The sequence below is a fragment of the Paracoccus sp. (in: a-proteobacteria) genome (genome assembly GCF_035556475.1).
GTDB lineage: Bacteria > Pseudomonadota > Alphaproteobacteria > Rhodobacterales > Rhodobacteraceae > Paracoccus.
This window is the reverse complement of sequence record NZ_DATMFA010000043.1, coordinates 1-26,184: the sequence shown is the minus strand read 5'-3', so window position 1 is coordinate 26,184 and position 26,184 is coordinate 1. Positions and strand designations below refer to the sequence as shown.

At 65.5% G+C, this 26,184-nt stretch carries 27 protein-coding genes; 15 read left to right on the top strand and 12 right to left on the bottom strand.

All coding sequences use genetic code 11. From position 1 onward, the window contains the following. Positions 1-41: 41 nt before the first annotated feature. Both VNQ78_RS05250 and VNQ78_RS05245 read left to right on the top strand, forming a co-directional pair. Complete coding sequence (locus tag VNQ78_RS05250) at positions 42-632, top strand: thymidine kinase (protein WP_325687324.1); 591 nt, start codon at positions 42-44, stop codon at positions 630-632. After that, positions 616-1,812, top strand: a complete 1,197-nt coding sequence (locus VNQ78_RS05245; RefSeq protein WP_325687322.1) for a cytochrome b/b6 domain-containing protein — start codon at positions 616-618, stop codon at positions 1,810-1,812. The genes VNQ78_RS05250 and VNQ78_RS05245 overlap by 17 nt, the downstream gene beginning before the upstream one ends. 77 nt (positions 1,813-1,889) lie before the next feature. On the opposite strand, the gene ndk is transcribed toward VNQ78_RS05245, so the two are convergent. Continuing rightward, entirely contained in the window at positions 1,890-2,312 is a 423-nt protein-coding gene (gene ndk / locus VNQ78_RS05240; RefSeq protein WP_325687320.1) for a nucleoside-diphosphate kinase, read from the bottom strand. A 129-nt stretch (positions 2,313-2,441) separates the two neighbouring features. On the opposite strand from ndk, the gene VNQ78_RS05235 reads away from it, so the two are divergent. The 4 genes from VNQ78_RS05235 to VNQ78_RS05220 all read left to right on the top strand — a co-directional run bounded on the left by VNQ78_RS05235 (position 2,442) and on the right by VNQ78_RS05220 (position 6,119). Next, the gene (locus VNQ78_RS05235; RefSeq protein ID WP_325687318.1) at positions 2,442-4,289 is read left to right on the top strand and encodes an ABC-F family ATP-binding cassette domain-containing protein; all 1,848 of its coding nucleotides are present in this window, start codon (positions 2,442-2,444) and stop codon (positions 4,287-4,289) included. A 103-nt stretch (positions 4,290-4,392) separates the two neighbouring features. Further along, positions 4,393-5,139, top strand: coding sequence for a MipA/OmpV family protein (locus VNQ78_RS05230; protein ID WP_325687316.1), 747 nt, complete (start codon positions 4,393-4,395; stop codon positions 5,137-5,139). Positions 5,140-5,214: 75 nt separating this feature from the next. Then, the gene (locus VNQ78_RS05225; RefSeq protein ID WP_325687314.1) at positions 5,215-5,574 is read left to right on the top strand and encodes an SUF system Fe-S cluster assembly protein; all 360 of its coding nucleotides are present in this window, start codon (positions 5,215-5,217) and stop codon (positions 5,572-5,574) included. Beyond that, a complete protein-coding gene (locus tag VNQ78_RS05220; RefSeq protein WP_325687312.1) occupies positions 5,571-6,119 on the top strand; it encodes a sugar O-acetyltransferase in 549 nt (182 codons plus the stop codon). Before VNQ78_RS05225 ends, VNQ78_RS05220 begins: the two co-directional genes overlap by 4 nt. On the opposite strand, the gene VNQ78_RS05215 is transcribed toward VNQ78_RS05220, so the two are convergent. Continuing rightward, entirely contained in the window at positions 6,113-6,682 is a 570-nt protein-coding gene (locus VNQ78_RS05215) for a histidine phosphatase family protein (RefSeq protein ID WP_325687310.1), read from the bottom strand. The genes VNQ78_RS05220 and VNQ78_RS05215 overlap by 7 nt on opposite strands. Continuing rightward, positions 6,673-7,533 carry an oxygen-dependent coproporphyrinogen oxidase gene (gene hemF, locus VNQ78_RS05210; RefSeq protein ID WP_325687308.1) on the bottom strand — a complete coding sequence of 287 codons (861 nt, stop codon included), beginning with the start codon at positions 7,531-7,533 and terminating at the stop codon, positions 6,673-6,675. Before hemF ends, VNQ78_RS05215 begins: the two co-directional genes overlap by 10 nt. Before the next feature lie 80 nt (positions 7,534-7,613). Between hemF and VNQ78_RS05205 the strand changes: the two genes are divergently transcribed. Then, a complete protein-coding gene (locus tag VNQ78_RS05205) occupies positions 7,614-8,030 on the top strand; it encodes a hypothetical protein (RefSeq protein ID WP_325687306.1) in 417 nt (138 codons plus the stop codon). On the opposite strand, the gene VNQ78_RS05200 is transcribed toward VNQ78_RS05205, so the two are convergent. The 3 genes from VNQ78_RS05200 to clpS are packed head-to-tail and all read right to left on the bottom strand — an operon-like array spanning position 8,027 to position 10,184. Continuing rightward, the gene (locus VNQ78_RS05200) at positions 8,027-8,845 is read right to left on the bottom strand and encodes an SDR family NAD(P)-dependent oxidoreductase (RefSeq protein ID WP_325687304.1); all 819 of its coding nucleotides are present in this window, start codon (positions 8,843-8,845) and stop codon (positions 8,027-8,029) included. The genes VNQ78_RS05205 and VNQ78_RS05200 overlap by 4 nt on opposite strands. Continuing rightward, the gene (locus tag VNQ78_RS05195; RefSeq protein WP_414694044.1) at positions 8,842-9,861 is read right to left on the bottom strand and encodes a class I SAM-dependent methyltransferase; all 1,020 of its coding nucleotides are present in this window, start codon (positions 9,859-9,861) and stop codon (positions 8,842-8,844) included. The genes VNQ78_RS05200 and VNQ78_RS05195 overlap by 4 nt, the downstream gene beginning before the upstream one ends. Before the next feature lie 5 nt (positions 9,862-9,866). After that, entirely contained in the window at positions 9,867-10,184 is a 318-nt protein-coding gene (gene clpS, locus VNQ78_RS05190) for an ATP-dependent Clp protease adapter ClpS (protein WP_325687300.1), read from the bottom strand. Positions 10,185-10,480: 296 nt separating this feature from the next. Between clpS and VNQ78_RS05185 the strand changes: the two genes are divergently transcribed. From VNQ78_RS05185 to VNQ78_RS05175, 3 genes are all read left to right on the top strand, one after another. After that, positions 10,481-12,085, top strand: a complete 1,605-nt coding sequence (locus tag VNQ78_RS05185; protein WP_325687298.1) for a D-alanyl-D-alanine carboxypeptidase family protein — start codon at positions 10,481-10,483, stop codon at positions 12,083-12,085. Between the two features lie 178 nt (positions 12,086-12,263). Next, positions 12,264-13,478 (top strand): chromate efflux transporter, encoded by a 1,215-nt coding sequence (gene chrA, locus VNQ78_RS05180; RefSeq protein WP_325687296.1) that lies wholly within the window; start codon positions 12,264-12,266, stop codon positions 13,476-13,478. A 225-nt stretch (positions 13,479-13,703) separates the two neighbouring features. Continuing rightward, positions 13,704-14,537, top strand: coding sequence for a universal stress protein (locus tag VNQ78_RS05175; protein WP_325687295.1), 834 nt, complete (start codon positions 13,704-13,706; stop codon positions 14,535-14,537). On the opposite strand, the gene fnrL is transcribed toward VNQ78_RS05175, so the two are convergent. Next, positions 14,534-15,277 carry a transcriptional regulator FnrL gene (gene fnrL / locus VNQ78_RS05170; protein ID WP_325687384.1) on the bottom strand — a complete coding sequence of 248 codons (744 nt, stop codon included), beginning with the start codon at positions 15,275-15,277 and terminating at the stop codon, positions 14,534-14,536. The two genes, VNQ78_RS05175 and fnrL, sit on opposite strands and share 4 nt — an antisense overlap. Positions 15,278-15,325: 48 nt before the next feature. Between fnrL and hemN the strand changes: the two genes are divergently transcribed. Next, complete coding sequence (gene hemN, locus VNQ78_RS05165) at positions 15,326-16,681, top strand: oxygen-independent coproporphyrinogen III oxidase (protein WP_325687293.1); 1,356 nt, start codon at positions 15,326-15,328, stop codon at positions 16,679-16,681. Here hemN and VNQ78_RS05160 read toward each other — a convergent pair. The 3 genes from VNQ78_RS05160 to VNQ78_RS05150 form a co-directional block, all read right to left on the bottom strand. Next, positions 16,678-17,616 carry a cation diffusion facilitator family transporter gene (locus tag VNQ78_RS05160; RefSeq protein WP_325687291.1) on the bottom strand — a complete coding sequence of 313 codons (939 nt, stop codon included), beginning with the start codon at positions 17,614-17,616 and terminating at the stop codon, positions 16,678-16,680. The two genes, hemN and VNQ78_RS05160, sit on opposite strands and share 4 nt — an antisense overlap. 17 nt (positions 17,617-17,633) lie before the next feature. Then, positions 17,634-20,435: a DNA polymerase I gene (gene polA / locus VNQ78_RS05155; RefSeq protein ID WP_325687289.1), complete on the bottom strand. Its 2,802-nt coding sequence runs from the start codon at positions 20,433-20,435 to the stop codon at positions 17,634-17,636. A gap of 88 nt (positions 20,436-20,523) precedes the next feature. Next, positions 20,524-20,712 (bottom strand): zinc-finger domain-containing protein, encoded by a 189-nt coding sequence (locus tag VNQ78_RS05150; protein ID WP_325687287.1) that lies wholly within the window; start codon positions 20,710-20,712, stop codon positions 20,524-20,526. Positions 20,713-20,781: 69 nt separating this feature from the next. Here VNQ78_RS05150 and VNQ78_RS05145 point away from each other — a divergent pair, with 69 nt between their 5' ends. Further along, positions 20,782-21,735: an ABC transporter ATP-binding protein gene (locus VNQ78_RS05145; protein WP_325687285.1), complete on the top strand. Its 954-nt coding sequence runs from the start codon at positions 20,782-20,784 to the stop codon at positions 21,733-21,735. Between the two features lie 7 nt (positions 21,736-21,742). Here VNQ78_RS05145 and VNQ78_RS05140 read toward each other — a convergent pair whose 3' ends face one another. Both VNQ78_RS05140 and VNQ78_RS05135 read right to left on the bottom strand, forming a co-directional pair. Then, the gene (locus VNQ78_RS05140) at positions 21,743-22,117 is read right to left on the bottom strand and encodes an HIT domain-containing protein (protein WP_325687283.1); all 375 of its coding nucleotides are present in this window, start codon (positions 22,115-22,117) and stop codon (positions 21,743-21,745) included. Positions 22,118-22,133: 16 nt separating this feature from the next. Further along, entirely contained in the window at positions 22,134-23,711 is a 1,578-nt protein-coding gene (locus VNQ78_RS05135) for a DUF5928 domain-containing protein (protein ID WP_325687281.1), read from the bottom strand. A 136-nt stretch (positions 23,712-23,847) separates the two neighbouring features. On the opposite strand from VNQ78_RS05135, the gene VNQ78_RS05130 reads away from it, so the two are divergent. The 3 genes from VNQ78_RS05130 to plsX form a co-directional block, all read left to right on the top strand. Next, positions 23,848-24,666: a sulfotransferase family protein gene (locus tag VNQ78_RS05130; protein WP_325687279.1), complete on the top strand. Its 819-nt coding sequence runs from the start codon at positions 23,848-23,850 to the stop codon at positions 24,664-24,666. 228 nt (positions 24,667-24,894) lie between these two features. Continuing rightward, positions 24,895-25,101 (top strand): 50S ribosomal protein L32, encoded by a 207-nt coding sequence (gene rpmF, locus VNQ78_RS05125; protein ID WP_311760788.1) that lies wholly within the window; start codon positions 24,895-24,897, stop codon positions 25,099-25,101. A gap of 17 nt (positions 25,102-25,118) precedes the next feature. Next, positions 25,119-26,184: phosphate acyltransferase PlsX (gene plsX / locus VNQ78_RS05120; protein WP_325687274.1), on the top strand; the 1,066-nt coding region annotated here is incomplete at its 3' end.

Sequence of the window (26,184 nt, the reverse complement as noted above, 5' to 3'; positions counted from 1 at the left end):
GGCGGCTTGCGACCCCATCCGGGCCAAGGCTAACTGCCGCCATGGCCAAGCTTTACTTCCATTACTCGACGATGAATGCCGGCAAGAGCACGCTTTTGCTGCAAGCGTCCTACAACTATCGCGAACGCGGGATGCAGACGCTGCTGCTGATCGCCGCGCTGGATCAGCGCGCCGGTCCGGGCATCATCGCGAGCCGCATCGGCATTTCCGAGCCCGCGACGGCCTTTGCCCCCGAAACCGACCTTTACAATCTGATCCGGTCCGAGGGCCGCGATGCCGCCTGCATCTTTGTCGACGAGGCGCAGTTCCTGACCGAGGCTCAGGTCTGGCAGCTTGCCCGCGTGGCCGACGACCTTGGCCAGCCGGTCATGTGCTACGGCCTGCGCGTCGATTTCCGCGGCCAGCTTTTCCCCGGATCGGCCGCGCTGCTCGCATGGGCGGACGATCTGCGCGAGGTGCGCACCATCTGCCATTGCGGCCGCAAGGCCACCATGGTCGTGCGCCAGGACGCCGAGGGCCGGATCCTGCATGAGGGCGCGCAGGTCCAGATCGGCGGCAATGAAACCTATGTCTCGCTCTGCCGCCGTCACTGGCGCGAAGCCATTGGAGAGGCCGATGAAAGCAGCAAATGACACGCGCAGCTATGGCTGGGTCGCCCGCCTGTTCCACTGGAGCGTCGCGGTCCTGATCCTCGCCGCCATCGGCCTTGGGCTTTACGCCGCAAGCCTGCCGCTGGGGGGCGAGGCCGAGCTGCAGGCGATCTTCGCCGCCTTCTCGTTCCACAAGACGGTCGGCATCGCGGTGCTGGTGCTGGCGGTACTGCGGATCCTCTGGACCCTGACGCAGGAAAAGCCGCGCCCCCTGCACCCGGATCGCCGGGTCGAGACCTTCGTGGCCGAGTTGGTCCATTGGGCGCTCTGGATCGGCATGGTCATCATGCCGCTGACCGGCTGGCTGCTGCACTCCTCCGCGCCGGGCAAGTTCGCACGCATCCTCTGGCCTTTCGGCCAGCGCCTGCCCTTCGTGCCGCAGGACGCGGCGCTGTCGGAACGTTTCGCGCATTTCCACGAATTCGGCTGGTGGGTGCTGGCCGGGCTGATCGTCCTCCATGTCGCCGGGGCGCTGAAACATGCGCTGATCGACCGCGATGCGACGCTGTCGCGCATGGCGGGTCGCGCGGACCGGGTGCCCGAGCCGCCCGTTGCCCCTGCCCCTGCCCTGTTCCATGTCGCCGCCGTGATCGGCGCCCTGCTGATCTGGGGGGCGACCGTGATCTATACACAATCGCCCGCGGCGGAGGGCAGTGGTGCGCCGGTGGCGGCTGAACCCGCCTCGGGCTGGACGGTGCAGCAGGGCAGCCTCGGGATCGAGGCGATACAGGGCGGCAGCCCCATTCAGGGCCAGTTCGCGACCTGGCAGGCCGCGATCAGCTATGACCCGGAAACGCGGGCCGGGAATGTGGCGGTCGATATCGACATTGCCTCGCTGACGCTGGGTGCGGTCGGCGATGCCGCCAAGGGCGCGGATTTCCTGAACGCCAAGGCGTTCCCGAAGGCCCGCTTCGAGGCCGAGATCCTGCCGCCCGCGGATGAGGGCGCGCTGCCTCTGGCGCGGGGCAGCCTGACCATTGCGGGCAAGACCGTCCCGGCGGAACTGCCCTTCGATCTGATGATCGAGGGCGAGACGGCGCGGGCCAAAGGAGAGATGACGGTCGATCGCCGCGATTTCGGTATCGGCGCGAATTATGCGGATGAAAGCACCGTAGGCTTTCCGGTGGTGATCCGCTTCGATCTGGAAGCGGTCAGGCAGTAAGGGAAAGGGCCGCCCGATGGGCGGCCCTTTCATTTGGGTATTTGGGAAACGGTGAATTCGATCGCCGCGCCCTCGGCTCAGCCGACCAGTTCGAGGCCCGAGAAGAAGAAGGCGATCTCGCGCGCGGCGGCTTCGGGGCTGTCCGAGCCATGGACCGAGTTCTCGCCGACCGAGAGGGCGAACTCCTTGCGGATGGTGCCTTCATCGGCATTGGCCGGGTTGGTCGCGCCCATGACTTCGCGGTTCTTGAGGATGGCGCCTTCGCCTTCCAGAACCTGAACCACCACCGGTTCGGAGGTCATGAATTCGGTCAGTTCGCCGTAGAAGGGGCGTTCCTTATGCTCGGCATAGAAGGCGCCGGCCTGATCCAGCGTCAGCTTGATGCGCTTCTGCGCGACGATGCGCAGGCCCGCATCCTCGAACTTGGCGTTGATCTTGCCGGTCAGGTTGCGCTTGGTCGCGTCGGGTTTGATGATCGAAAGGGTGCGTTCGATGGCCATTCTGATGTCCTTTTGAGGCGGTGGGAGGCCGGATGGCCCCGAAATCCGCGCCCGGTTACCATGCGGCGCCTGCGATGAAAAGCGGGCGCGGCATTGACGACCGCTGCGCCTTGCGCCATGCCGGGCGCCATGCTGCGCATCGATGACATTTCCTATTCCATTGCCGGACGGCCGCTTTTCGAGCAGGCCTCGGCCACCATTCCCGATGGCCACAAGGTCGGCCTTGTCGGCCCGAACGGGGCCGGCAAGACGACGCTGTTCCGGCTGATCCGGGGCGAGCTTTCGCTGGACGGCGGTTCGATCAGCCTGCCTTCGCGCGCGCGCATCGGCGGCGTCGCGCAGGAGGCGCCGGGAACCGCGACGAGCGTGCTGGACACCGTGCTGGCCGCCGATACCGAGCGGGCGAGCCTGATGGACGAGGCCGAGCATGCCACCGACCCCGCCCGCATCGCCGAGATCCATTCCCGCCTTGCCGATATCGACGCCTGGTCGGCCGAGGCGCGGGCCTCGACCATCCTGAAGGGGCTTGGCTTCTCGACCGAGGATCAGGCCCGGCCGACCAGCGACTATTCCGGCGGCTGGCGGATGCGCGTCGCGCTGGCGGGCGTCCTTTTCGCGCAGCCCGACCTGCTGCTGCTGGACGAGCCGACGAACTATCTCGATCTCGAAGGCGCGCTGTGGCTCGAAAGCTATCTGCAGCGCTATCCCTATACCGTCATCGTCATCAGCCATGATCGCGACCTGCTGAACCGGGCCGTCGGGCATATCCTGCATGTCGAGGACCGCAAGCTGACGCTTTACACCGGCGGCTATGACACCTTCGCGCGGACGCGGGCCGAGAAGCGCGCCCTTCAGGCGGCCGAGGCGAAGAAACAGGATGCCCGCCGCGCCCATCTGCAAAGCTTCGTCGACCGCTTCCGTGCCAAGGCCAGCAAGGCCGCGCAAGCGCAGGCGCGGATCAAGATGCTGGCCCGGATGGAGCCGATCACCGCGCCGGAAGAGGCGAAGTTCCACCGCTTCACCTTCCCGCAGCCCGACCAGCTTTCGCCGCCCATCGTCTCGCTCGACGGTGTGACCATCGGCTATGACGGGCGCGCGGTGCTGAAGAAGCTGAGTCTGCGCATCGACCAGGACGACCGCATCGCGCTTCTGGGTCGCAACGGTCAGGGCAAGTCCACGCTGTCGAAGCTGCTGGCCGGGCGGCTGGAGCCGATGGAGGGCCGCATCGCGCGCTCCGGCAAGCTGCGCATCGGCTATTTCGCCCAGCATCAGGTCGATGAGCTGGAACTGGACGAGACGCCGCTTGACCATGTCCGGCGGCTGCGCCCGAACGAGGCCCCTGCCCGCCTGCGCGCGCGTCTGGCCGGCTTCGGGTTGATGGAGGCGCAGGCCGCGACGAAAGTTGGCCAGCTTTCAGGCGGGCAGAAGGCCCGGCTGTCGCTGCTGCTGGCGACGATCGACGCGCCGCATCTGCTGATCCTCGACGAGCCGACCAACCACCTCGACATCGAAAGCCGCGAGGCGCTGACCGAGGCGCTGAACGATTATACCGGCGCCGTGGTGCTGGTCAGCCATGACATGCACCTGCTGAACCTTGTCGCCGACCGGCTGTGGCTGGTGGATCAGGGCGACGTCAGCCCCTGGCAGGGCGATCTGGACGATTACCGCAGAATGCTGCTGACCGGCGAGGAGAAGCCCCAGCCAAAGCCCGAGGCGAAGCCGGCGCAGAAGCGCCTGTCGCGCGACCAGATCCTTGAATTGCGGGCCGAGGCGCGCAAGGCCGAGGAGCGGATCGAGAAGCTGACCCAAATGCTTGAAAAGCTGGACGCGATCATGGCCGATCCCGCGACCTATGACGATTCCCAGCGCGCCGAATCCTTCGGTCGCAAACATGCCGAGGCAAGCGAAGCCATGCTGCGCGCCGAAAGCCTGTGGATGGAGGCGCTGGAGCGGCTGGAGCAGGCCGAACGAACCTGAATGCAACAGTCGGGAACTTTGACTCGCGCCCCTGAGGTCGCGGGTTGAGTGCGGCCCGGGAATCGACCATAGCTTCCCGCACCCTGTTCCCCGGATTTCGATGATGCGCCGCCTGTTCGTAACAGCCCTATTGACGACCCTGACCCTTGCCATGCCCGCGCATGCGCAATGGATCAACAATATCAGCGAGGCGTCCTTCGACGTCGGCGCAGGTGTGACCTATGGTCCGGGCTATTTCGGCGACGACGATCACGAGCTTGGCCCTTGGGGCACCATGCGCAACCTGACGCTGGGAGTCGAGGACGGCAGCGAGAAGCAGGGTTTCTCGCTGATCCCCTCCTTCGGCTATATCGGCTCGCGCAAGGCCGATGATCACGAGGAACTGCGCGGCCTCGACGATATCGACTGGACGGGCGAGGTCGGGCTGCGCGTGAACTATGTCGCGGGCGACGCGACCAGCTATGGCGCCATGCGCATCGGCATCGGCGGCCATGACGGTCTGGTCGGCGAGATCGGGACGAAATACCGCTTCACCGTCAATGACAAGCTGACGCTCTGGACCACGGCCGAGCTGCAGCTTGGCGATGACGAGTTCACGGATACCTATTTCGGCGTCAGCGACGACGAATCGGCCCGGAGCAGCTTCCGCGCCTATGACCCCTCGGGCGGGATCTATGCCGCCAATATCAGCCTCGAGGCGCGCTACAGCCTGACGCCCAAGACCTCGATCCTGGGCAAGATCACCTATGGCCGGCTGCTGAACGATGCGGGCGACAGCCCGATCGTGCAGGACCGCAACCAGTCCGAGATCAATCTTGGCATCGCGCGCCGGTTGAATTTCCGCTTCTGATTCACGTCCCGCTACGGACTGGACCCCGGCCTCGGCGGGTCCTATATATTCTGTAAGCATTACAGGACGTGTCGCATGACCACCGAGAACCTCCAGGAAGGCGATCTGCTCATCGCCCCCTCGACGACCGAGCATCCGCTCTACGACAGCGTGGTAGAGGCCTGCAAAACCGTTTACGACCCCGAGATTCCGGTCAATATCTTTGACCTCGGGCTGATCTATACCATCGACATCAACCCCGAGAACGCGGTGCGAATCGTGATGACGCTGACCGCGCCGGGCTGCCCGGTCGCCGGCGAGATGCCGGGCTGGGTCGCCGATGCGGTCGAGCCGCTGCCCGGCGTCAAGCAGGTCGATGTCGAGATGACCTTCCAGCCGCAATGGGGCATGGACATGATGTCCGACGAAGCCCGCCTGGAGCTTGGCTTCATTTGACCGCGCTTCAGGAAATGCTGGCAGGCCGCCCCTATGCGCCGGGCGATGGCGAACTGGTCGCGATGCGCAAGACCGCACAAGGTTTGATGCGCGACTACAATGCCACCATCGTCGGCGACAAGACCCGCGCCCGGACGCTGACCCAATTGCTGGGCACATGGAACGGGGCGGTGATCCGCGCGCCTTTCCACGTCGATTACGGCAAGCACATCCATTTCGGACCGGATTGCTTCGTGAATTTCGGCTGCGTCTTTCTGGACGTGTGCGAGATCCGGGTCGGCGCGCGCTGCGTGATCGGTCCGCAGGTGCAATTGCTGACCCCCGACCATCCCCGCGACTACGAGCGGCGGGCGACGGGCATCGAATATGGCCGCCCGATCACCATTGGCGACGATGTCTGGATCGGCGGCGGTGCCCTCATCCTGCCTGGTGTCACCATCGGTGACGGCGCGATCGTCGGTGCGGGATCGGTGGTGACGCGCGACGTGCCGCCGCGAACGACCGTCGCCGGAAATCCGGCGCGACCCCTCGCCGCATCTCAATAGATCACGTCCTCCTCGCCTCCGCGAATGAGGTGTATGGCGCCCTGATGCACGGGGCGCCGTGCTATATCCGCGCAAGGCTCCGCCATCGCGATCTGCCTGATCATCCTGAGCGTGATGCCATGCGTCACGACGATCGCCGGAGCCGTCAGCTCCTCCATGAAGTCCCGCACCCGCAAGGCCAGATCCGCCAGATGCTCGCCCCCCGGCGTGCGGTCATACCAACCAAGCGGGTCGTCGCAGAAAGTTGCCGGATGCGACAGGCGCAGCTCCGCCTCGCGCGCGCCGGCAAATGCGCCGATGTCGATTTCCTCCAGCCGCGCGTCCTTCGTGAAGGCATGGTCGCCAAAGACGATGCGCGCGGTCTGGAGCGCCCTGCCCGCCGTGCTTGAATAGCGCAGAAGCCCCGGCGCGAGATCACGCAGCAACTCGGCCAGCCTCTCGGCCTGCGCGATGCCCTTCGGGGTCAGCGGCGAATCCAGCCGGCCCTGCAATCTCCCCTCGGCATTCCACTCGGTCTGGCCGTGGCGCAGCAGGTAGAGGTCGGGAAACCCGCTCACACCCATTTCGCCAGCGGCGGCAGGCTCATCAGCACCGCCTCCGGGTCATGGCCGGTGGTCAGGCCGAATTTCGTCCCCCGGTCGTAGACGAGGTTATATTCCGCATAGAGCCCGCGATGGATCAGTTGCGCGTCGCGATCGGCCGCGTCCCACGGCTGGGCCATGCGCTTTTCGACCAAGGGCAGGAAGGCGGGCAGGAAGGCCTCGCCCACGGCACGGGTAAAGGCGAAATCTGCCTGCCAGTCGCCGCTGTTCAGGTCGTCATAGAAGATCCCACCCACGCCCCGCGCGCGGCCGCGATGCGGGATGAAGAAATATTCATCCGCCCAGGCCTTGAAACGGTCATAGTAATCCGCGCCATGCGCGGCACAGGCCGCGCGCAGGACAGCGTGGAAATGTTCCGTGTCTTCAGTATATTCGAGGCAAGGGTTAAGGTCGGATCCACCCCCGAACCACCAGGCATTCGGCGTCCAGAACATGCGCGTATTCATGTGGACGGCCGGAGCATGGGGGTTCTGCATATGCGCGACGAGGCTGATCCCCGAGGCCCAGAAGCGCGCGTCCCGCTCCATACCGGGAACGCCACGCGCCGCCATGGCCGTTTGCGCCGCCGGCGACAGTTCGCCATGCACCGCCGACCAGTTGACGCCCACTTTCTCGAAAACCCGGCCATTGCGCATGACGGACATCAATCCGCCGCCGCCTTCCTCGCCACGGCGGGTCGTGCGCAGTTCGAACCGCCCGGCAGGACCGTCGCCGGGACCGCGATCCTCCAGCGCCTCGAACGCGGCGACGATCCGGTCGCGCAATTCCCTGAACCATGCCGCCGCGAGGTCGCGCTCTGCCTGCATCTCCATCGGTGCCATCCCTGCAAACGTGAATTGCCGGAAAGCAAGTCCGGCCATATCCTTGTCGAGAACAACTAGAGATCCCGACGATGTCCCGCAATATCGTGCTTGGCCTTTTGCCCGTCCTGCTGATCGCGGCCTGCGGCACCCCGCAGGAGCGCTGCATCAGCCGCAATACCAATGAGTATCGCGCGGTTTCCCGTCTGCTGGCCGAGGTCGAGGGCAATCTTGCCCGCGGCTATGCATGGGAGGAACGCCAGACGGTCCGCACCGAATGGGATCAGTGCTACTATCGCTATCGCAACCGGGACGGCGGCTGGTATACCGGCTATCGCCCCTGCCTGCGCGACGTGACCGATACCGAGCGCTACCGCGTTCCCATCGACCCCGCGGCAGAGGCGCGCAAGCGCGACAACCTTGTCGCCCGCAAGCAGGCGCTGGCCCCGGCGGCACGAGGCGCGGTCGCGGCCTGCAAGACCGCCTATCCCGAGGCCGAGAAGCCCTAATAGGCCCCCGCGCCCAAGGGATCGCCAAGGCTCAGCCCGCCATCGACCCGCAGGATTTGCCCGGTGATGAAGGCCGCGCCTTCGCTGGCGAGGAACTGCGCGGTCGCGCCCAGCTCATCCGCGCCCGCGATGCGACCCAGAGGCGTCGCCGCGACCAGCTTCTCGCGCAGTTTCGGATCCTCGCGCAGGGTCAATTGCAACTGGTTCGACATGATCGCGGCAAAGGCGATGCCATTCACCCGGATCCGCTTGGGCGCGAAGGCCATGGCAAGCGAGCGCGTGGCCTGCGCCTGCGCCGCACTGGCGATGGAATAGGCCAGCATTTCCGGTTGCGGTCGATCGGCCGCAAGCGAGGTCAGGTTGACGATCGCGCCATTCTGGAGGGAAATGCTGCCCTCCTCGGCCTCGGCCTCGGCCTGCGCGACCATGCGCTTGGCGACCATCTGCGAGAGCCTCAGCCCCGAGGACATGTTCTCGCGCATCAGCTCGCCCAGCAGGTCGTCGCTCACCGCCATCGGGTCGCAGGGCTGGACCACGCGATGCGCATTGACCAGGATGTCGATGCGATCGAAGGCGTCGATCGTGGCCGAGACCAGGTTGGCGAGCGTCAGCTTTTGCCCGAGATCGCCGGCAAAGGCGCGGATCGGGCCGTCGCCCTTGGCCGCGTCGCCCAGCTCGGCCTCCAGCGCCGCCTCGTCGCTATCGGCGAACATGACACGCGCGCCGGCATTCTGGAAATGGCGGGCAATGGCGAGGCCGAGGCCGCGCGCGGCCCCGGTGACGATGGCCGTCTTGCCCTGAATGGAAAGGCTCATCTCCTGCGTCCCTTCGGGGTGGATTTGCGCGCGCCGGGGCGCCGCGCTCCGGTCGCGGTCAGGATCTTGAAGCGGTTGTCGCCGCCCAGTTCCGCAACATCGGCGAAGGCCTCGCGCAGCACCTGTTCATAGGGCAGATGCCGGTTCGCCACCATCCAGAGCCGCCCTGCCCCGGTCAACAGGCCGGCCGCCGCCCGGATGAAACCTGCCCCCAGCTTCGGGTCGGCCACCCGGCCCTCGTGGAAGGGCGGGTTCATGACGACGCCGTTCACCGGTTCGGGCAGGCGGAAATCCAGCGCATCGGCCCAATGGAACCGCGCGCGGGGATCGGTCACGTTGCGGCGCGCGCAATCCAGCGCGACGGCATCGGCCTCGACCAGATGCAGAACCTCGACGCCGGGACGGGACAACACCTGCGCCGCAAGCCAGCCCCAGCCCGCGCCGAGATCGACCATGCGGGTCGGCAGCTTTTCGGGCAGAAGCGCCGCCAGCGCCTCCGAGGCCGGATCGGGCGCGTCGGCCGAGAATACGCCGGGACGGGTGACGAAACCGGGCGCCGCCTCGTGATCGCGTGCGGCCCAGTCGTCGGGCAGCCAGCCCGCCTCGGGCAGCGGGATGCGGAAGATCTTGCCATGCGCGCGCGACTGGACCTCGTCCACCGAGGTAAGGCCGCGCAATTCCTTCAGCATGGAATCGACGCCATCCGTCTTCTGCCCGTCGATCCAGAGCGAGGCGCCGGGGCGCAGATGGGAGGCGGCCTCATGGATGCGGGCCCGCGCCTCGGCCCGCGCGCGGGGCAGCAAGACGACCGCGCCGTCAAAGGCGCCCTCGGCCGCGGTCACGGGCTGGAAGCCCTGCCCCCTCAAGGCCTCCACATCGGGAAACATGCGCTGCACGATCTGCGTGCGCGCCGGATCGAAACTGGCCAGATCGCTTTGCGCGCCGGCCCCTATCAACAAAAAATGCCCTTCGGGCGGCAAGCCGCCGAACACGAGCTCCAGCCGGGAACTAGCCAATTTTCTTACTCTTTTTCCATTGTGCATTGCAGCGGGTGCTGCTGGCGACGCGCAAGCTCCATGACCTGCGCCACCTTGGTTTCGGCGATTTCATGCGAGAACACGCCCACCACTGCCACCCCCTTGCGATGCACGGTCAGCATGATCTCGATCGCCTGGGCATGGGTCATGTTGAACAGCCGCTCAAGCACATGCACGACGAACTCCATCGGCGTGAAGTCATCGTTCAGCAGCAGCACCTTATACATGGGCGGCCGCTGCGTGCGCGGCTTTGTCTTGACCGCAAGTTCAACATCCTCGCGGTCACTGGGCCGATTGGTCATGAGAGGATCTGTCACGTCCTGCAAAGGGGATGGTTGATGTCAGAGATCGAATATAGGATTTTTCCGATCCGATGTAAGCCCTGCATCGTCACACTCCCGGTTGAGGCGAAAGTCGCGGATTGATGCCGCCGAATGGGTGAAAACTTAAGGTTTTCGAATGAAGGATAGCGTGATATTGTCTAATTCTTAATCGAGGGCCTGCACCTTGAACGGGCCCCAAGGCAGAAGAGACCGGGACAGTGAGCAGAATCACCAGACATGTCCGACTCGGACTATTGATCCTATTGGCATGTTCAATGCCGATGGTCGTGGCGGCGGCGCCCTTTGCCGCCTTTGTGATGGATGCGCGGACGGGCAAAGAAATCTATGCCCAGAATGCCGATACCAGGCTCCATCCCGCCTCCCTGACCAAGATGATGACGCTGTATCTGGCCTTCAACGCGATCGAGCGTGGCCAGGTCCGGCTGGATTCGAAATTCCTCGTCTCCAGCCACGCGGCCTCGCAGCCGCCCTCCCGCCTTGGCCTGAAGGCCGGCCAGCGGATCGAGCTGCGCTATCTGATCCGCGCCGCCGCCGTGAAATCGGCCAATGACGCGGCGACCGTCATCGGCGAAGGGCTTGCCGGGTCGGAGGCGAAATTCGCCGCCCAGATGACCGCGACGGCCAAGGCCCTAGGCATGCGGAACACGAATTTCCGCAACGCGAACGGCCTCACGACCGAGGGGCATTACTCGACCGCACGCGACCTGAGCACGCTGGGCCGACGCCTGCTCTACGATTTCCCGCAATATTACTCGATCTTCTCGCGCCGTTCGGCCGATGCCGGGATCGCGACCGTGTCGAGCACGAACAAGCGCTTCCTCGACAGCTATGAGGGCGCGGACGGGATCAAGACCGGTTATACCCGCGCCGCGGGCTTCAACCTGACCGCCTCGGCCAAGCGCGGACCGAAGCGGATCATCGCAACGGTGATGGGCGGCAATTCGACCGCGCATCGCAATCAGGTCATGGCGCAATTGCTGGATGCCGGCTTCGGCAGCGCGTCGAGCCGGGGACGCGAGGTCAAATCCGCCCCGCCCGAGATGCTGATGGTCGAGAAGAAGGTCACGCGCCGCATTCAGGTCGCCCGCGCCGAGCCGGTGCAACAGGCGCCCGCCCCCTCGTCGGCACTGGCATCATCGGACCGTCCGGCGGCACGCGCCTCGACCGCGGGGATCGTCACCCCCGCCGCGATCGCCGAGGCCGTTTCGCGCGCCCGTGTCGCCTCGCGGGCGACAAACGACTCGGACGGCTCGCGGCCCACGCGCAAGCCGGGCGTCCCGGTCGCCACCGCCTCGACCAAGGGCAATGACGATCTTGCACCGAGTTCGGCGCGTCCCAGCAGCCGCCCCGAGGGCGATGTTTCGTCGGATGCCGCCGTTCCCTCGGCGCAGCGCCCCATCCCGGCACCGCGCAGAGATGAACATGCAAGCCTCGCGGTTCCGCAGACCACCTCGCTTTTCCTGCTGAATGCGGTCGCACCCGAAGAGGAAGGCGAGGTCGATGCCGCGCCCACACTGGCCAAGGCCCCTGAGGCCGAGGCAGGGGACACCATCATCCTCGCCGCCCCCGATCCCGAGGACATGGCTGTGGCCCAGCCGGTTCAGGTCGTCAGCCGCGACACCTCCGGTCAGGGCTATGGCATCTCCCTTGGCCTTTATCGGTCGCAGGGCGAGGCCGAGCAGCTTTTGCTGAAGGCCGCGCTTCAGGAAAGCCATGCGCTTGGCAGCGCCGCCAGCGCGGTTGAGACCACCAAACGCGGGTATGAGGCGAATTTCGTCGGCATGTCGCGGGATATGGCCGAGCTGGCCTGCGGCCGTCTGACTGCGCGCCAGCAAAGCTGCACGGTGATCGCCCGCTGAGAACGGGCATCTTTTCCGGTCCATCTCTGGGTCGCCCGGCTTCGCCCGCGCGACCCTTTTCCTTTGCGGCACGCTCACCATGCCCTTCGGGAATGGACCGAGACAGCGTTTCGAATGTCTTATGGGCGAGATTTGCCGCGACTATGCTGAAGCTTGCGTGAAGCAGAGGGGCAAGAGGATGACGGACCGGACCGAGGAAACCGCCGCGCCAGCGCAGGGAACGCCGGGAGAGGTCTTCGCGACCTTCCTGAAGCTGGGCCTGACCAGCTTCGGCGGGCCGATCGCGCATCTGGGCTATTTCCGCGACGAGCTGGTGACACGGCGCAAATGGCTGACCGACAGCGCCTATGCCGATCTCGTGGCCCTGTGCCAGTTCCTGCCCGGCCCGGCCTCGAGCCAGGTCGGCTTTGCCCTTGGAATGATGCGCGCGGGCTGGCTGGGCGCGCTGGCGGCATTCACCGCCTTCACGCTTCCCTCGGCTCTGCTGCTCTTCCTCTTCGCCATGACCGCGACCGGAATCTCCGGGACGCTGGGACATGGCGCATTGCATGGCTTGAAGATCGTCGCGGTGGCGATTGTGGCACAAGCCGTGCTTGGCATGGCGCGGAGCCTCTGCCCGGACAGGCAGCGTGCGGCGATCGCGGCGGTCGCCGTGGCAATCCTGGCCATTCTTCCCGGCGCCTTCGGCATGATCGGCGCAATAGCCGTCGGTGCCCTGCTGGGAATGACATTGGACCGCAGGACGCTGACATCCGCCGCCGGCCATGTCGCCATTCCGATCCCGCATCGGATCGCTCTTGGAGCCTTGTTCGCCTTTCTGGCGCTTCTGGTCCTGCTGCCGATGATCGCCGGCCAGAACCAGGCATTGGCCGTCTTCGACAGCTTCTACCGCGCGGGCGCGCTGGTATTCGGGGGCGGGCATGTCGTGCTGCCGCTGCTGCAAGCGGAAACGGTCGCGACGGGCTGGGTCACGGCGGATGACTTCCTCGCCGGTTACGGCGCCGCTCAGGCGGTGCCCGGACCGCTTTTCACCTTCGCCGCCTATCTGGGCGCGGTGCTGGGACCGGAGCCGAACGGACTGATCGGCGCGACGCTGGCGCTTCTTGCCATATTCCTGCCCGGATTTCTGGTCCTGATCGCGGCATTACCCTTCTGGGACCGTTTCCGCCCCATGGCGACGGCCCGCCTGCTGATGCAGGGGGCGAATGCGGCGGTCGTCGGCATTCTTGCGACGGCGCTTTATTCGCCGGTCTTCACCAGCGCGATCGGAAATTCCCGCGACTTCGCGCTGGCGCTGGTCTGCTTCGTCCTGCTGACCGCGTGGAAATCGCAGCCCTGGCTGGTGGTCATCGTTTCGGCGGCAGGTGGCATTGCGCTTGAGGCTTTGGCCTGAGCAGCCTTGCTGCAACCCGCCTGCCCTTTCCTGCGTTTCCCCCGAAGCGGACCTGCAACTTGACCCAAGAAGAAGATTTCCAAGAGCTTCATGGACATAGTAGAGTTTGATCTGCGTCAATCCGGGTCTCGGCCCGGCAGATAGGATAGGGATCGGGCGGGGCATGGGTCGATCTGGACCTCCCGCCACAGAAGCACCGCGCAACCGCGGAGAAAGGCGAGGCCCATGGGATACAAATCCATCCTGACCGTGCTCACCGATGAGGGACAGCACCAGCAACTCGACTCGGCCATCGCGATGACGCGCCGGGAGGAGGGACATCTCGATGTCTTCTGCCTCGGCGTCGATCATACGCAGAGCGGCTATTACTATGCCGGCGCCTCGGCCTATGTGTTCCAGGAATCCATCGACAAGGCGATCGCCGCCGCGGGCGAGCTGGAGGAGAAGATCCGCAAGCGCCTAAGCGCCGAGGATATCCGCTGGTCGGTCGATTCCGCCGTGGCCCAGGTCGGCGGGCTTTCGACGCTGGTCGGGATGCGGGCGCGCTATTCCGACCTCGTGGTGCTGAGCCGCCCCTATTGCGAGGGGGCGACGCAGGATGCGCAGGCGATCACCGAAGCCGCGCTGTTCGAAGGCTCGGCCCCGGTCCTGATCGTGCCCGACCGGCTGACCGAGCCCTTTGGCAAGAAGATCCTGATCGCATGGAACCAGTCGAGCGAATCGCTGGTTGCCGTCCGCCGCGCCCTGCCGCTGCTGCAGGCCGCCGAATCGGTCGAGATCACCGTGGTCGATCCTTCGCCCCATGGCCCGGAACGCTCCGAGCCGGGCGCGGCCTTGTGCCAGATGTTGACGCGGCAAGGCGTGAAGGCCGAGATCGCGGTGCTGGCCCGCACCATGCCTTTGATCAGCGACATCCTCAGTCGGCGCGCGACCGAGATCGGGGCCGACATGATCGTGATGGGCGCCTATGGCCATTCGCGCTTCCGCGAGGCGATTCTGGGCGGCGCCACCCGCAGTATGCTGGAAAAGGCAAAGGTGCCGGTGCTGATGGCGCGCTAGGCCAGCGCCTCCTCGGCATCGTCGCCGCATTCCGCGACCAGCGCGGCAAAGGAGGGCACGACCACGCGGCGCGCGCCCTCCAGCACGATCAGGCGGTCGGTCTTCAATGCGCCGAATTGGCGGCTGACCGTCTCCAGCGTCAGGCCAAGCCGGTCGGCGATGGCCTCGCGTGTCAGGGGCAGTTCGATGCCGATCCTGCCCTCGGGTTTCTGCCCGATCAGCGCGGCCTCGCGGCGGGCAAGGATGACGAGGAGCGAGGCGATCCGCTCGCGCGCCGATTTCCGCCCCAGAAGCATCATCCAGTCCCGCGCCGCATCCAGCTCATCCAGCGTCATGGCGAGGAGACGCCCGGCCAGATCGGGCGTCTCCTGCAGCAGATCCTCGAACTGGTCGCGCTTGAAGCAGCAAAGCGTCGTCGCGGTCGTGGCCGTGATGGTATAGCGCGCGACCGCCCGGCCCGGTCGGCCGACGAAGTCGCCGGGCAGCAAAAGCCCGACCATCTGCCGGCGCCCGTCCACTAGCTGCTGCGTCAGGTCGGCCATACCCGAAAGCACGGTGCCCACGAATTCCATCCGCTCGCCGGCCCAGACGATGACCTGCCCGGCGTCAAAGCTGCGGCAGTATTTCAGGCTTTCAAGCTGAGCGAGTTGCGTGTCCTGACACCGCGCGCAGACGGCGTGCGCACGGATCGAGCAATTCTCGCAGGGTTGCTGCGCAAGGGGAGGTGCGGGGGCCGCCATATTGATCTGGGTCAATGTCGTCCGTTGAAACAGGTGCAAGATAGGGGGATGGACCAGCAATCGCAACTCCGCCGCCTCGGCCTGTTCGAGGCGCGTGCCCCGCGCTACACCAGCTATCCCCCAGCCACGCAGTTCTCGGCCAAGGTGGGCGACGCCCGCTTCCGCGAATGGCTGGCTGCCATTCCGCCGGAGAGCGAGATCTCGGTCTATCTGCATGTCCCCTTCTGCCGCAGGCTGTGCTGGTTCTGCGCCTGCCGGACGCAGGGCACGCAAAGCGATGATCCCGTCCTTGCCTATGCCGAGACGCTGCTCATCGAGATCGAGATGCTGCGCCGCGCGCTGCCGGCGGACATCCGGCTCTCGCGGCTGCATTGGGGCGGCGGCACCCCGACCCTGCTTCCGGCTGCGACGATGCGCCGCATCGCCGATGCGATCTTTGCGGCCTTCCCGCTGGCCGGAGATGCCGAATTCTCGGTCGAGATCGACCCGAACGAGATCGACGAGGCGCGGGTCGAGGCTCTCGCGGCATCCGGCATGAACCGCGCCTCGATCGGGGTGCAGGATTTCGACCCCGAGATCCAGAAGACCATCGGCCGCGACCAGAGCCTCGCGCTGACCCGCCATGCCGTCGATCTGCTGCGCGCCCATGGCATCGGCAGCGTGAATGCCGACATCCTTTACGGTCTGCCGCATCAGGATCCCGCCCGCATCGCAAGGACAGTCGAGCAGGTGTTGACCCTCGCGCCCGAGCGGATCGCGCTTTACGGCTATGCCCATGTCCCGTGGATGGCGAAGCGGCAGGTGATGATCCCGGCCGAGGCGCTGCCCGACCCCGAGGCGCGGCTTGCCCTTTTCGACACCGCCCGGCGCCTGCTTTGTGCCGAGGGCTATGATGAGATCGGCATAGACCATTTCGCGCTGCCGGGCGACCGGCTGTCATTGGCCCATCGCGGCGGTGCCCTGCGGCGGAACTTCCAAGGCTATACCGATGACCGGGCCGAGGTTCTGGTCGGGCTGGGCGCGTCCTCGATCTCGCGCTTTCCGCAGGGCTATGCGCAGAACGCGGCCGCGACGCCCACGCATATCGCGGCGGTGCGCGCAGGGCGGTTCTCGACGGCGCGGGGGCATGCCTTTACCGCCGAGGACAGCTGGCGCGGCCGGATGATCGAGTCGCTGATGTGCGATTTCGGCATCGACATGGGCGAGTTCACCTCGCGCCACGGCCTGACCCGCGACGAGGTCGAAAGCCGGCTTGCCTCCCTCGCCACCGAGTTCGGCGGCTTCGTGGATGTGGATGAGGCGGGCTTGCGCATCCTGCCCGAGGGTCGCCCCCTGACGCGGATCATCGCAGGCCGTTTCGACGCCTATGAGATGGCGGCGACGGCGCATTCCTCGGCGATCTAGTGATCGTGAGGATGCCGGTGATCGCCGCAGGCTTCGCCCAGCCATTCGGTCTCGATCGTCGCGTGGTCGATCCCGAACAGCGTTTCCAGCATCAACTTGGCCGAACGCACGGCTGATGGCGCATCGGCGCCTTCCTCCATGACCAGATGCGCCGACAGCGCCGTCCGGCGCTCGTCGATCTGCCAGAGATGGATGTGATGGACACCCGCCACGCCCTCGACCCCGCGCAGCGATGCCGCAACCGCCGCATGGTCCGCGTCCGAGGGCGCGGCCAGCATCAGCATCCGCATGACCGGAACGATCTCGGTTCCGGCGTGGAACAGGATCACCGCGGATATGGCGAGGGTCAGGATCGGGTCGGCGATTTGCCAGCCGAAGGCCCAGATCAGCAGCCCGCCCACGATCACCGCAACCGACACGCCCGCATCGGCAAGGTTGTGGAGGAAGGCCGCGCGCATGTTCATGCTGTCCCTCGACGCGCGCCAGACCAGCGCCGCCGTGGCAAGGTCGATGACCAGCGCCAGCCCGGCCAGGGCAATGACCAGCCCGCCCTGCACCTCGGGCGGCGAGGTGAGCCGCCCCAGCGCCTCGATGGCGAGCCAGACCGAGACCGCGATCAGGGCGAGATAATTGACGAAGGCCGCAAGGATCTCGGCCCGGCCCCAGCCGAAGCTCATGTCCGGGCTGGCCGGGCGGCGGGCAAGCCGCCGCGCCCCGAAGGCAAGGACGAGGGCCAGCGCGTCCGAGAGGTTGTGGACCCCATCGGCAATCAGCGCGGTCGAATCGGCGACGAAGCCACCCGCGATCTGGGCGACGGTCAGCCCGAGGTTGACGATCACCGCGATCAGGATCGCGCGATCGCCGGTCCCGGCCGGCAGGTGGCTGTGGCCGTGGTCACCGTGCCCGTGCGAATGCGTATCGTGCCCGTGACCCATTTTCGCCTATTCCCGCCTCAATGCGCCTCGGCCCAGTTCGCCCCCTGTCCCGCATCGACGACCAACGGAACATCGAGCTTCACGGCAGGATCGGCCGCGCCCTCCATCACGCGCCGGGCTGCCGCGACCAGTGCATCGACCGCGCCTTCCTCGACCTCGAAGACCAGTTCGTCATGCACCTGCAGGAGCATCTTGGCGGGAATGTCGCGGATCGCCTCGGGCATGCGGATCATGGCTCGGCGGATGATGTCGGCGGCAGCGCCCTGGATCGGCGCGTTGATCGCAGCGCGGCGCGCGCCCCCGGCGGCAGGTCCGCTCTGGTTGATGCCGGGCGTGTTGATCCGCCGCCCGAACAGGGTGCGCACGAAACCGTCCTGCTTCGCCTCGGCGACGGTGCGGTCCATATAGGCCCGGATCTCGGGGAAACGCTCGAAATAGGTGTCGATGAAGCTTTGCGCCTCCGCCCGCGGGATGCGCAAGTTGCGGGCAAGGCCAAAGCCCGAGATGCCGTAGATCACCCCGAAATTGATCGCTTTGGCGCGGCGGCGGATCATCGGGTCCATGCCTTCGATCGGGACACCGAACATCTGGCTCGCGGTCATGGCATGGATGTCGAGCCCGTCGCGGAAGGCCTGTTTCAGCGCCGGGATCCGGGCGACATGGGCAAGGATGCGCAGTTCGATCTGGCTGTAGTCGAGGCTGACGATCCGCATGCCCGGACCGGCGACGAAAGCCTCGCGGATGCGGCGGCCCTCGTCGGTCCTGACCGGGATGTTCTGCAGGTTCGGCTCGGTCGAGGCGAGCCGCCCGGTCTGCGCCCCGGTGATCGAATAGCTGGTATGGACGCGCCCCGTCTCCGGGTTCACGTGCTGGGGCAGCGCGTCGGTATAGGTCGATTTCAGCTTCGAGATCGCGCGCCAGTCCAGCACGCGGGACGGCAGGTCATGGCCCTCCGCCGCCAGATCCTCCAGCACGTCGGCGCTGGTCGAATAGGCGCCGGTCTTGCCCTGCTTGCCGCCGGAAAGCCCCATGCGGTCGAACAGGATCTCGCCCAGCTGCTTCGGGCTGCCGATGTTGAACCGGTCTCCGGCAAGGCCGTGGATCTCGTCCTCCAGCTGGGCCATCTTCTGCGCGAAGGCGTTCGACATGCGCTTGAGATGGTCCGCGTCGATGCGGATGCCCGCCATCTCCATCTCGGCAAGGACGCCGACCATCGGGCGTTCGAGCACCTCATAGGCCGTCGCCACATGCGCGCGCGAAAGTTCGGGCCGCAGGCGATGCCAGAGCCGCCACGTCACCTCGGCATCCTCGGCGGCATATTCGGCGGCCTTGTCGATCGCCACCTCGGCAAAGCCGATCTGCGCCTTGCCCGAGCCGATCAGATCCTTGATCGGGACGCAGGAATGGCCAAGATAGCGTTCCGCCAACTCGTCCATGCCGTGGTTATGCGCGCCCGCATTCAGGGAATAGGACATCAGCATGGTGTCGTCGATCGGCGCCATGCGCAGGCCATAGCGCGCCAGAACCTTGCAGTCATACTTGATGTTCTGACCGATCTTCAGCACCGCATCATCGGCAAGGACGGGCTTCAGCATCTCCAGCGCGCGTTCCAGCGGCATCTGTCCTTCGGCCAGCGTCGGCGCGCCGAAAAGATCGCCCGCCGCGCCCGGATTCACATGTCCCAGCGGCAGATAGGCCGCCCGGCCCGGCCCGGTCGACAGCGAGACGCCGACCAGCTGCGCCTGCATGTCGTCAAGGCCAGTGGTCTCGGTGTCGATGGCAACCACGCCCTTTTCCGCGATTTCGGCCACCCATGCGGCCAGCACCGCCTCGTCCCGGATCGTCTGATAGAGGCTGCGGTCGATCGCCGGCAGTTCGGCCTTGATCAGCGCCGCGGCGGGCGTTTCGATCGGCGGCGGAACCTCGGCGCCGAAGCGCCCGGCCACGCGGGTCGTCAGGGTGCGGAACTCCATCCGGGTCAGGAATTCCAGCAAGGCATCCGCCTCGGGCTCACGCATCTCCAGCGTGTCGAGGGTAAAGTCCAGCTCCATCCCGCAATCGAGTTCCACGAGCCGCTTCGAGATGCGGATCTGGTCAGCAAAGTCGATCAGGGTCTGGCGGCGCTTGGGTTGCTTGATCTCGCCTGCGCGCGCCAGAAGCGTTTCGAGATCGCCGTATTCCTCGATCAGTTGCGCGGCCGTCTTGATGCCAATGCCGGGCGCGCCGGGCACGTTGTCGATGGAATCGCCGGCGAGCGCCTGCACGTCGACCACGCGGTCGGGTCCGACGCCGAATTTCTCGCGCACCTCGTCCGGGCCGATGGGCTTGTTCTTGATCGGGTCCATCATCTCGACCCCGCCGCCGACAAGCTGCATCAGATCCTTGTCCGAGCTGATGATCGTGACCCGCCCCCCGGCATCGCGCGCCTGACAGGACAGCGAGGCGATGATGTCATCGGCCTCGAAACCCTCGATCTCGATGCAGGCGATGTTGAAGGCCCGCGTCGCCTCGCGCGTCAGCGGGAATTGCGGGCGCAGATCCTCGGGCAGTTCGGGGCGGTTCGCCTTGTAGAGCGGATAGATCTCGTTCCTGAAGGTCTGCGCCGAATGGTCGAAGATCACCGCCACATGCGTCGCCTGCTGCGGGCCGGACCCGTCCTGGATATATTTCCAGAGCATGTTGCAGAAGCCCGCGACCGCGCCGATGGGCAGCCCGTCCGAGCGGCGGGTCAGCGGCGGCAGGGCGTGATAGGCGCGGAAGATGAAGGCCGAGCCATCGATCAGATGCAGATGGTGGCCCTTGCCGAATGCCTCAGTCATGTTCGCCCCCGTCTTGCGCAATCAGTGCCCCCTTCTGCCACGAAGGCGACCGGGGGCCAAGACCATGCGACGGAGGGCGCGGCAGACCTCAGTGATCGTCGTGGGCGTGGGCGCGGTCGATCTGGAAGCGCTTGTCGCAATAGCCGCAATCGACCCAGCCCGAGTCATGCGGAATCAGCAGCCAGACGCGCGGATGGCCCAGCCCGCGCGATTCATCTCCATCACAACAGACCTTCCACGAGGTGACGATCTGGATCTCGGGGGCCGGAATGGTCATGGCGTTTCCTTGAGCTCTGACGACAAACGGGTTTAAACCGGCACGCATCATAATGACGGGAAAGACGCGATGCCAGCCCCCCAAGACCGCATTGCCGCAGCGAACGCAATCGAAATCAGTGGCCTGACCAAGACCTATGCCGCCTCGGGCGGTGCCGCGCCCAAGCAGGCGCTGAAATCGCTCGACCTTGCGGTGCCCGCGGGGTCGATCTTTGGCCTGCTTGGCCCGAATGGCGCGGGCAAGTCCACCACGATCAACATTCTGGCCGGTCTGGTGCGCAAGACCGCGGGCAAGGTGCTGATCTGGGGCTTCGATCAGGACGTCAATCCGCGCCAGTCCCGCGCCGCAATCGGGGTCATGCCGCAGGAGTTGAACATCGACCCGTTCCTCAGTCCGCGCGCCAGTCTCGAGGTGCAGGCCGGGCTTTACGGCGTGCCGAAGCGCGAGCGCTGGACGGATGAGTTGCTGGAGTTGGTCGGGCTGACCGAGCAGGCCGAAAGCTATACCCGCCACCTCTCGGGCGGGATGAAGCGGCGGCTGCTGCTGGCCAAGGCGCTGGTCCATCGCCCGCAGATCCTGGTGCTGGACGAGCCGACGGCAGGCGTCGACATCCAGTTGCGCGAGATGCTGTGGCGCAATGTCAGGAGGCTGAACGAACAGGGCATGACGATCATCCTGACCACCCACTACCTCGAGGAGGCGCAGGAGATGTGCGACCGCATCGCCATCATCGACCGCGGCGAGCTGATCTTGTGCGAGGATACCGAGACGATCCTCGGCCGCGCCGATTCCAAGACGCTGGTGGTCGACACGGGCGAGGCCCATGCCCTGCCTCCCTTGCCCGCCGGGGTGCGGGCCGAGCGGCGCGCGGATGGCCGCCTCGCGCTCAGCTATGCGCCGTCGCGGCTGCCGGCGGATGCGCTGATCGACGCGCTGCGCGGCGCGGGGCTGCCCATCCTCGATGTCGCGGTCGAGACGCCCGACCTCGAGGATGCGTTCATCCAGCTCACCTCGCGCGGCTGAGGACCGATCAGGCCGGATCGACCATCCGGCCCATATGGCGCCCGCCGAGGATATGCAGGTGGAAATGCGGCACCTCCTGCACGCCGTCTGGGCCTGCATTGGTGATGGCGCGGAAGCCCTGCCCCTGACCCAGATCGACCCCGAGTTCCTGCGTCAGCCGCGCCAGCGCCCGCGTGAAGTCGAGGATCTCGGCATCCGAGGCATTGGCCGCGAAATCGTCATAGCTGACATAGGCTCCCTTCGGGATCAGCAGCACATGGACCGGAGCCTTGGGCGCGATGTCGCGGAAGGCGAAGGAGTGCTCGGTCTCCAGCACCTTCTGGCTCGGGATCTCGCCGCGCAGGATACGGGCGAATATGTTCTTGTCGTCATAGGCAGGCATGGTTCTCTCCGCCGGGTCAGTCTTTGAAAAGATAGTGGATTCCCGCGATCCGCTGCGCCGTATCGGGCAGCACGTCGAGGAAACGGGAAAGCTGCACCGCATTCTCCTCGGCGCTGCGCCAGGGTGCGATGGAATAGAAGCCGGTCAGTTCCAGATCGCGCAGGCGTTCGGTCTCATGCTCCAGATCGGCGCGCACGGTGGGCACCAGCCGGTCGATCACATCGGAAGGCGTCTCCGGCCCGGCAAGGCCCACCCGGCCGATATGGCCGCGGATATAGTCGTCGTCGAATTCCGAATCGACCAGCAGCACGCGCGTATCCGCCTTGTCCGTCATCAGATCCTGGATCAGGTGCATGGCCGAAGGGTCCAGACAGATCACCAGGCTTTTCGACTCGAACTCCTCGAACAGCAGGCGCAGCAAGGCCCGCCTGTGGCGTTCGCGCTTGGCCACGGTCGTCTCGACCCCGCCAAGATCGGGCAGCCCGGCCTCGGTCTCGTTGAAAAGATAATCGACCGCGGGAATGTCGGTATGGCCCCGGACCGCCTCGGTGATCCGCTTGGCGACATGCCATTTCTTCGCGACGATCAACCGCAGCGAGTTGTCGCGCCCGAGGCTTCCCTCGGTCTCCCAGAAGCGGGGGGCGAAGCGGCGCCCGATCCGGCCGCGCCCGGTCAGGAACTTGAAAAGCCCCGTCGCCTCGTTCGAGATCGGGAAATGCACGCCCTTCGCGGCCCAAAGCGCGCCCAGCCTTTCGCGCAGGCGCAGCGCTTCGGGGCTGATCTTGCGGGCGAACAGATAGTTTTGCCCCATCAAGAGGTCGTAATGGTCATTATAGAAGGTGACCGGCATCCCGTAATCGGTAAAGACGAGATAGGTCAGCGTCCGGGTGCGGATCTCCTTCCTCGGGACGACATGGCGCACGATGGTCTGGAAGAAGGTCTCGTCCGGGATCCAGGTCGTCGCGAAGAAGCGCATCACGTCGGCCCGGCTGTCGCAGAACTCCAGCACCCGCTCGATCGTCTGGCGGCGCAGGCACCACCATTGCGATCCGATCATCACCTGAATGTCGGCGGGGATCGGCCGGGCCAGCTTGAAGCGCTGCTGAAGCCTCAGGCTGGCATAAAACCGCTTGGGCTGGGTGCGCTCATTGAACCAGTGGCGATAGATCAGCCGCTCTTCGCGCATGCCGGTCTTGATCCAGTTCGACTTGAAGAAATCGAAGGATTCGATGTAGTCGCAATCCTCGGCGTCGAGGAAGGCATGGGCATATTCCGCCGACTTGATCGGCATGCAATCGCCTGAGAGCATGTAGAAATGCGTGGCCAGCGGAAAGGCATCGACCGCCGCGCGCACGGCGTCGAGCGTGGCACCGACCAGCGACCATGCCCCCCAGCCGCATTTGCGGCGCCGGGCCGCGAAGACCACCGCCGGATCGTCCGCCAGCGCAGCCCGGATCTCGTCGAAATCGCGCTGGCTGGCGCGCCCGTCGAAATGTATGGACACGTAGTCTCCCGAAGCCGCGAGGCGCTTGGCCTGGGCGATGACGCCCTTGGGATCCTTGTGGCAAAGCAGAATGAAGGCAATCCGCGCCATTTATGTAATCAATCCGTTCATCTCGGTGGCAGGGCTCTGCACGCGGTTGAATCTCTTTCGGTGATTTGCTTTCTGTGTCTAGCGATTTTGGCAAGGTCGGCAACCCGACCGCAGCCTCGAGAAAGGAAAGTGGCTAATGGGTTTCCCCGGAACCTGGATGACCGAAAGCGAAAGCATGCTCTATCGCGTCGTCCCGAAATGCGCCTGCTCGTCCATCGGTCAGATCATGTTCTATTCCGATCACGGCAGATATTTCGACGGCGATATCCATGATTCGACCGGCGGACTGCACAAATGGAACCAGGATGTCAGCCACAAGCCGATCGAGGACAGCGTCAAGTCTCACAGCTCGCTGACCTTCACCTGTGTCCGTAACCCCTATGCCCGCATCCTGTCGTCGTTCTTCGACAAGATTGCCGGGATCCAGCGCAACGGCAAGCGCTACCGCGGCAATCTGGTGCCGCAGCTGATGCAGCGCTATGGCGTCGATGTCGGCAGCCCCGAGAACGATTTCGACTTCGACCAGATCGCCAGCTTTCGCCGCTTCCTGCTTTTCGCGCGGGACACGATCCGCTGGCGCCGCCCGATGGAGCCGGACATCCACTGGTCGTCGATGGCGGGCCATATCTCGACCTTCATCGTCAATGGCGGGCGCTACGACCAGATCTTCTTCACCGAGAAGTTCAACGAAGGCATGCAGAAGGTGCTGGACGCAGCCCCGACCCGCGTGAAGCTCGACGTGAACGATGTGCCGAAATTCAACGAATCCGAAGGGCACGGACCGAAGCGGGCCCACAAGGTCAGCGAATATTTCGACGACCTCTCGCGCCATCTGGTCTGGGAAATCTACAAGAAGGACTTCCAGCTCTTCAAATACGACTTCGACAATCCCGACAACAAGTTCCCCAAGGCCGAGGTCGACATCGCCGAGGTTCATGCGAAGCTGGGCCGCTAGCGCCGCTTTTTTGACTACAGGGTGATATTTGCCTTGCGGAACGCGCGGATTACGCTATTTTCGCGCGTTCATCCGACCGGCGGGGGATAACCCGGACCGTGGCCCCCGTGCGCGAGACCTCGTTTCGAGCCTTGCGGCCGTCGCGTCATTGGCCTATGCCCCGCCCAGACCCGATATTAGAATCCGGGGCCGTCCATGACCGCCCCCCGAACCACTTGAGGTTGAGACATGGCCGTCCCTCAGAACCGAGTTACCCGGTCCCGCCGCAACATGCGTCGTTCGCATGACGCATTGGTCGCGGGTAACCCGAACGAATGCACCAATTGCGGCGAGCTGAAGCGCCCGCATCACGTCTGCCCGTCCTGCGGTCACTATGACAACCGCGAAGTCGTGGCTCAGGCCAACGAAGTCGATCTGGACGACGACGCGGCCTAAGCGGACCCAGCCAGGACATGAATCCGGCGGAGACCTCGACGATCCCGCGCGGCCCGGCGCAAGAGGGCAGCGTGGTGATATCTGTTGACGCTATGGGCGGCGATCGCGGTCCGGCCACTGTCGTGGCCGGGATCGCGCAAAGCGCCGAGAAGAATCCCGACATCCGCTTCATCGTCCACGGACCGAAGGCGGAACTCGAACGGATGATTTCCCGCCGGACCGGCCTTGCCGAGCGCTGCGACATTCGCGATGCGAGTGGCGTCGTGACGATGGGGGAAAAGCCCAGCCAGGTGCTTCGCAAAGGCGAAGGCACCTCGATGTGGTCCACCATCGAATCCGTCCGTCTGGGCGAGGCGACGGTGGCTGTCTCCTGCGGCAATACCGGCGCCCTGATGGCGCTTTCGATGCTGCGGCTGCGCAAGCTGCCCGGCGTCAACCGGCCGGCGATCGCCTGCCTCTGGCCCTCGCGCAATCCGCAGGGCTTCAACGTCATGCTCGATGTCGGCGCCGATATCCGCGCCGATGCGCAGGACCTGCTGGCCTATGCGCTGATGGGCGCATCCTATGCCCGAAACGGCCTCGGCCTTGCCCGTCCCCGGATCGGCCTGCTGAATGTCGGGACCGAAGAGCATAAGGGCCGCGCGGAACTCAAGCAGGCGCATGAGCTCATCGCTTCCGCAGCAGAATCCGGCAATTTCGACTATATCGGCTTTGTCGAGGGGGGCGATCTGCCCTCAGCGCGCGTGGACGTGATCGTCACCGACGGTTTCACCGGCAATGTGGCATTGAAGACCGGCGAAGGCACTGCCAAGCTGGTCGGCGATTTTCTCAAGGAAGCGTTTGGCAATTCGATCCTGTCGAAATTCGCCGCTCTCCTCGCCATGACCTCGCTGAAGCGCCTTCAGAAACGGATCGATCCCCGCCGGGTCAATGGCGGCGTTTTTCTGGGTCTCAACGGCACGGTGGTCAAGTCGCATGGCTCGGCGGATGCGACCGGGGTATCGGCAGCGATCAAGCTGGCCTTTCAACTGGCGCAATCGGGTTTTCACAACCGCCTCGCCGCGCGCGTGGCCCAGTCGCTTT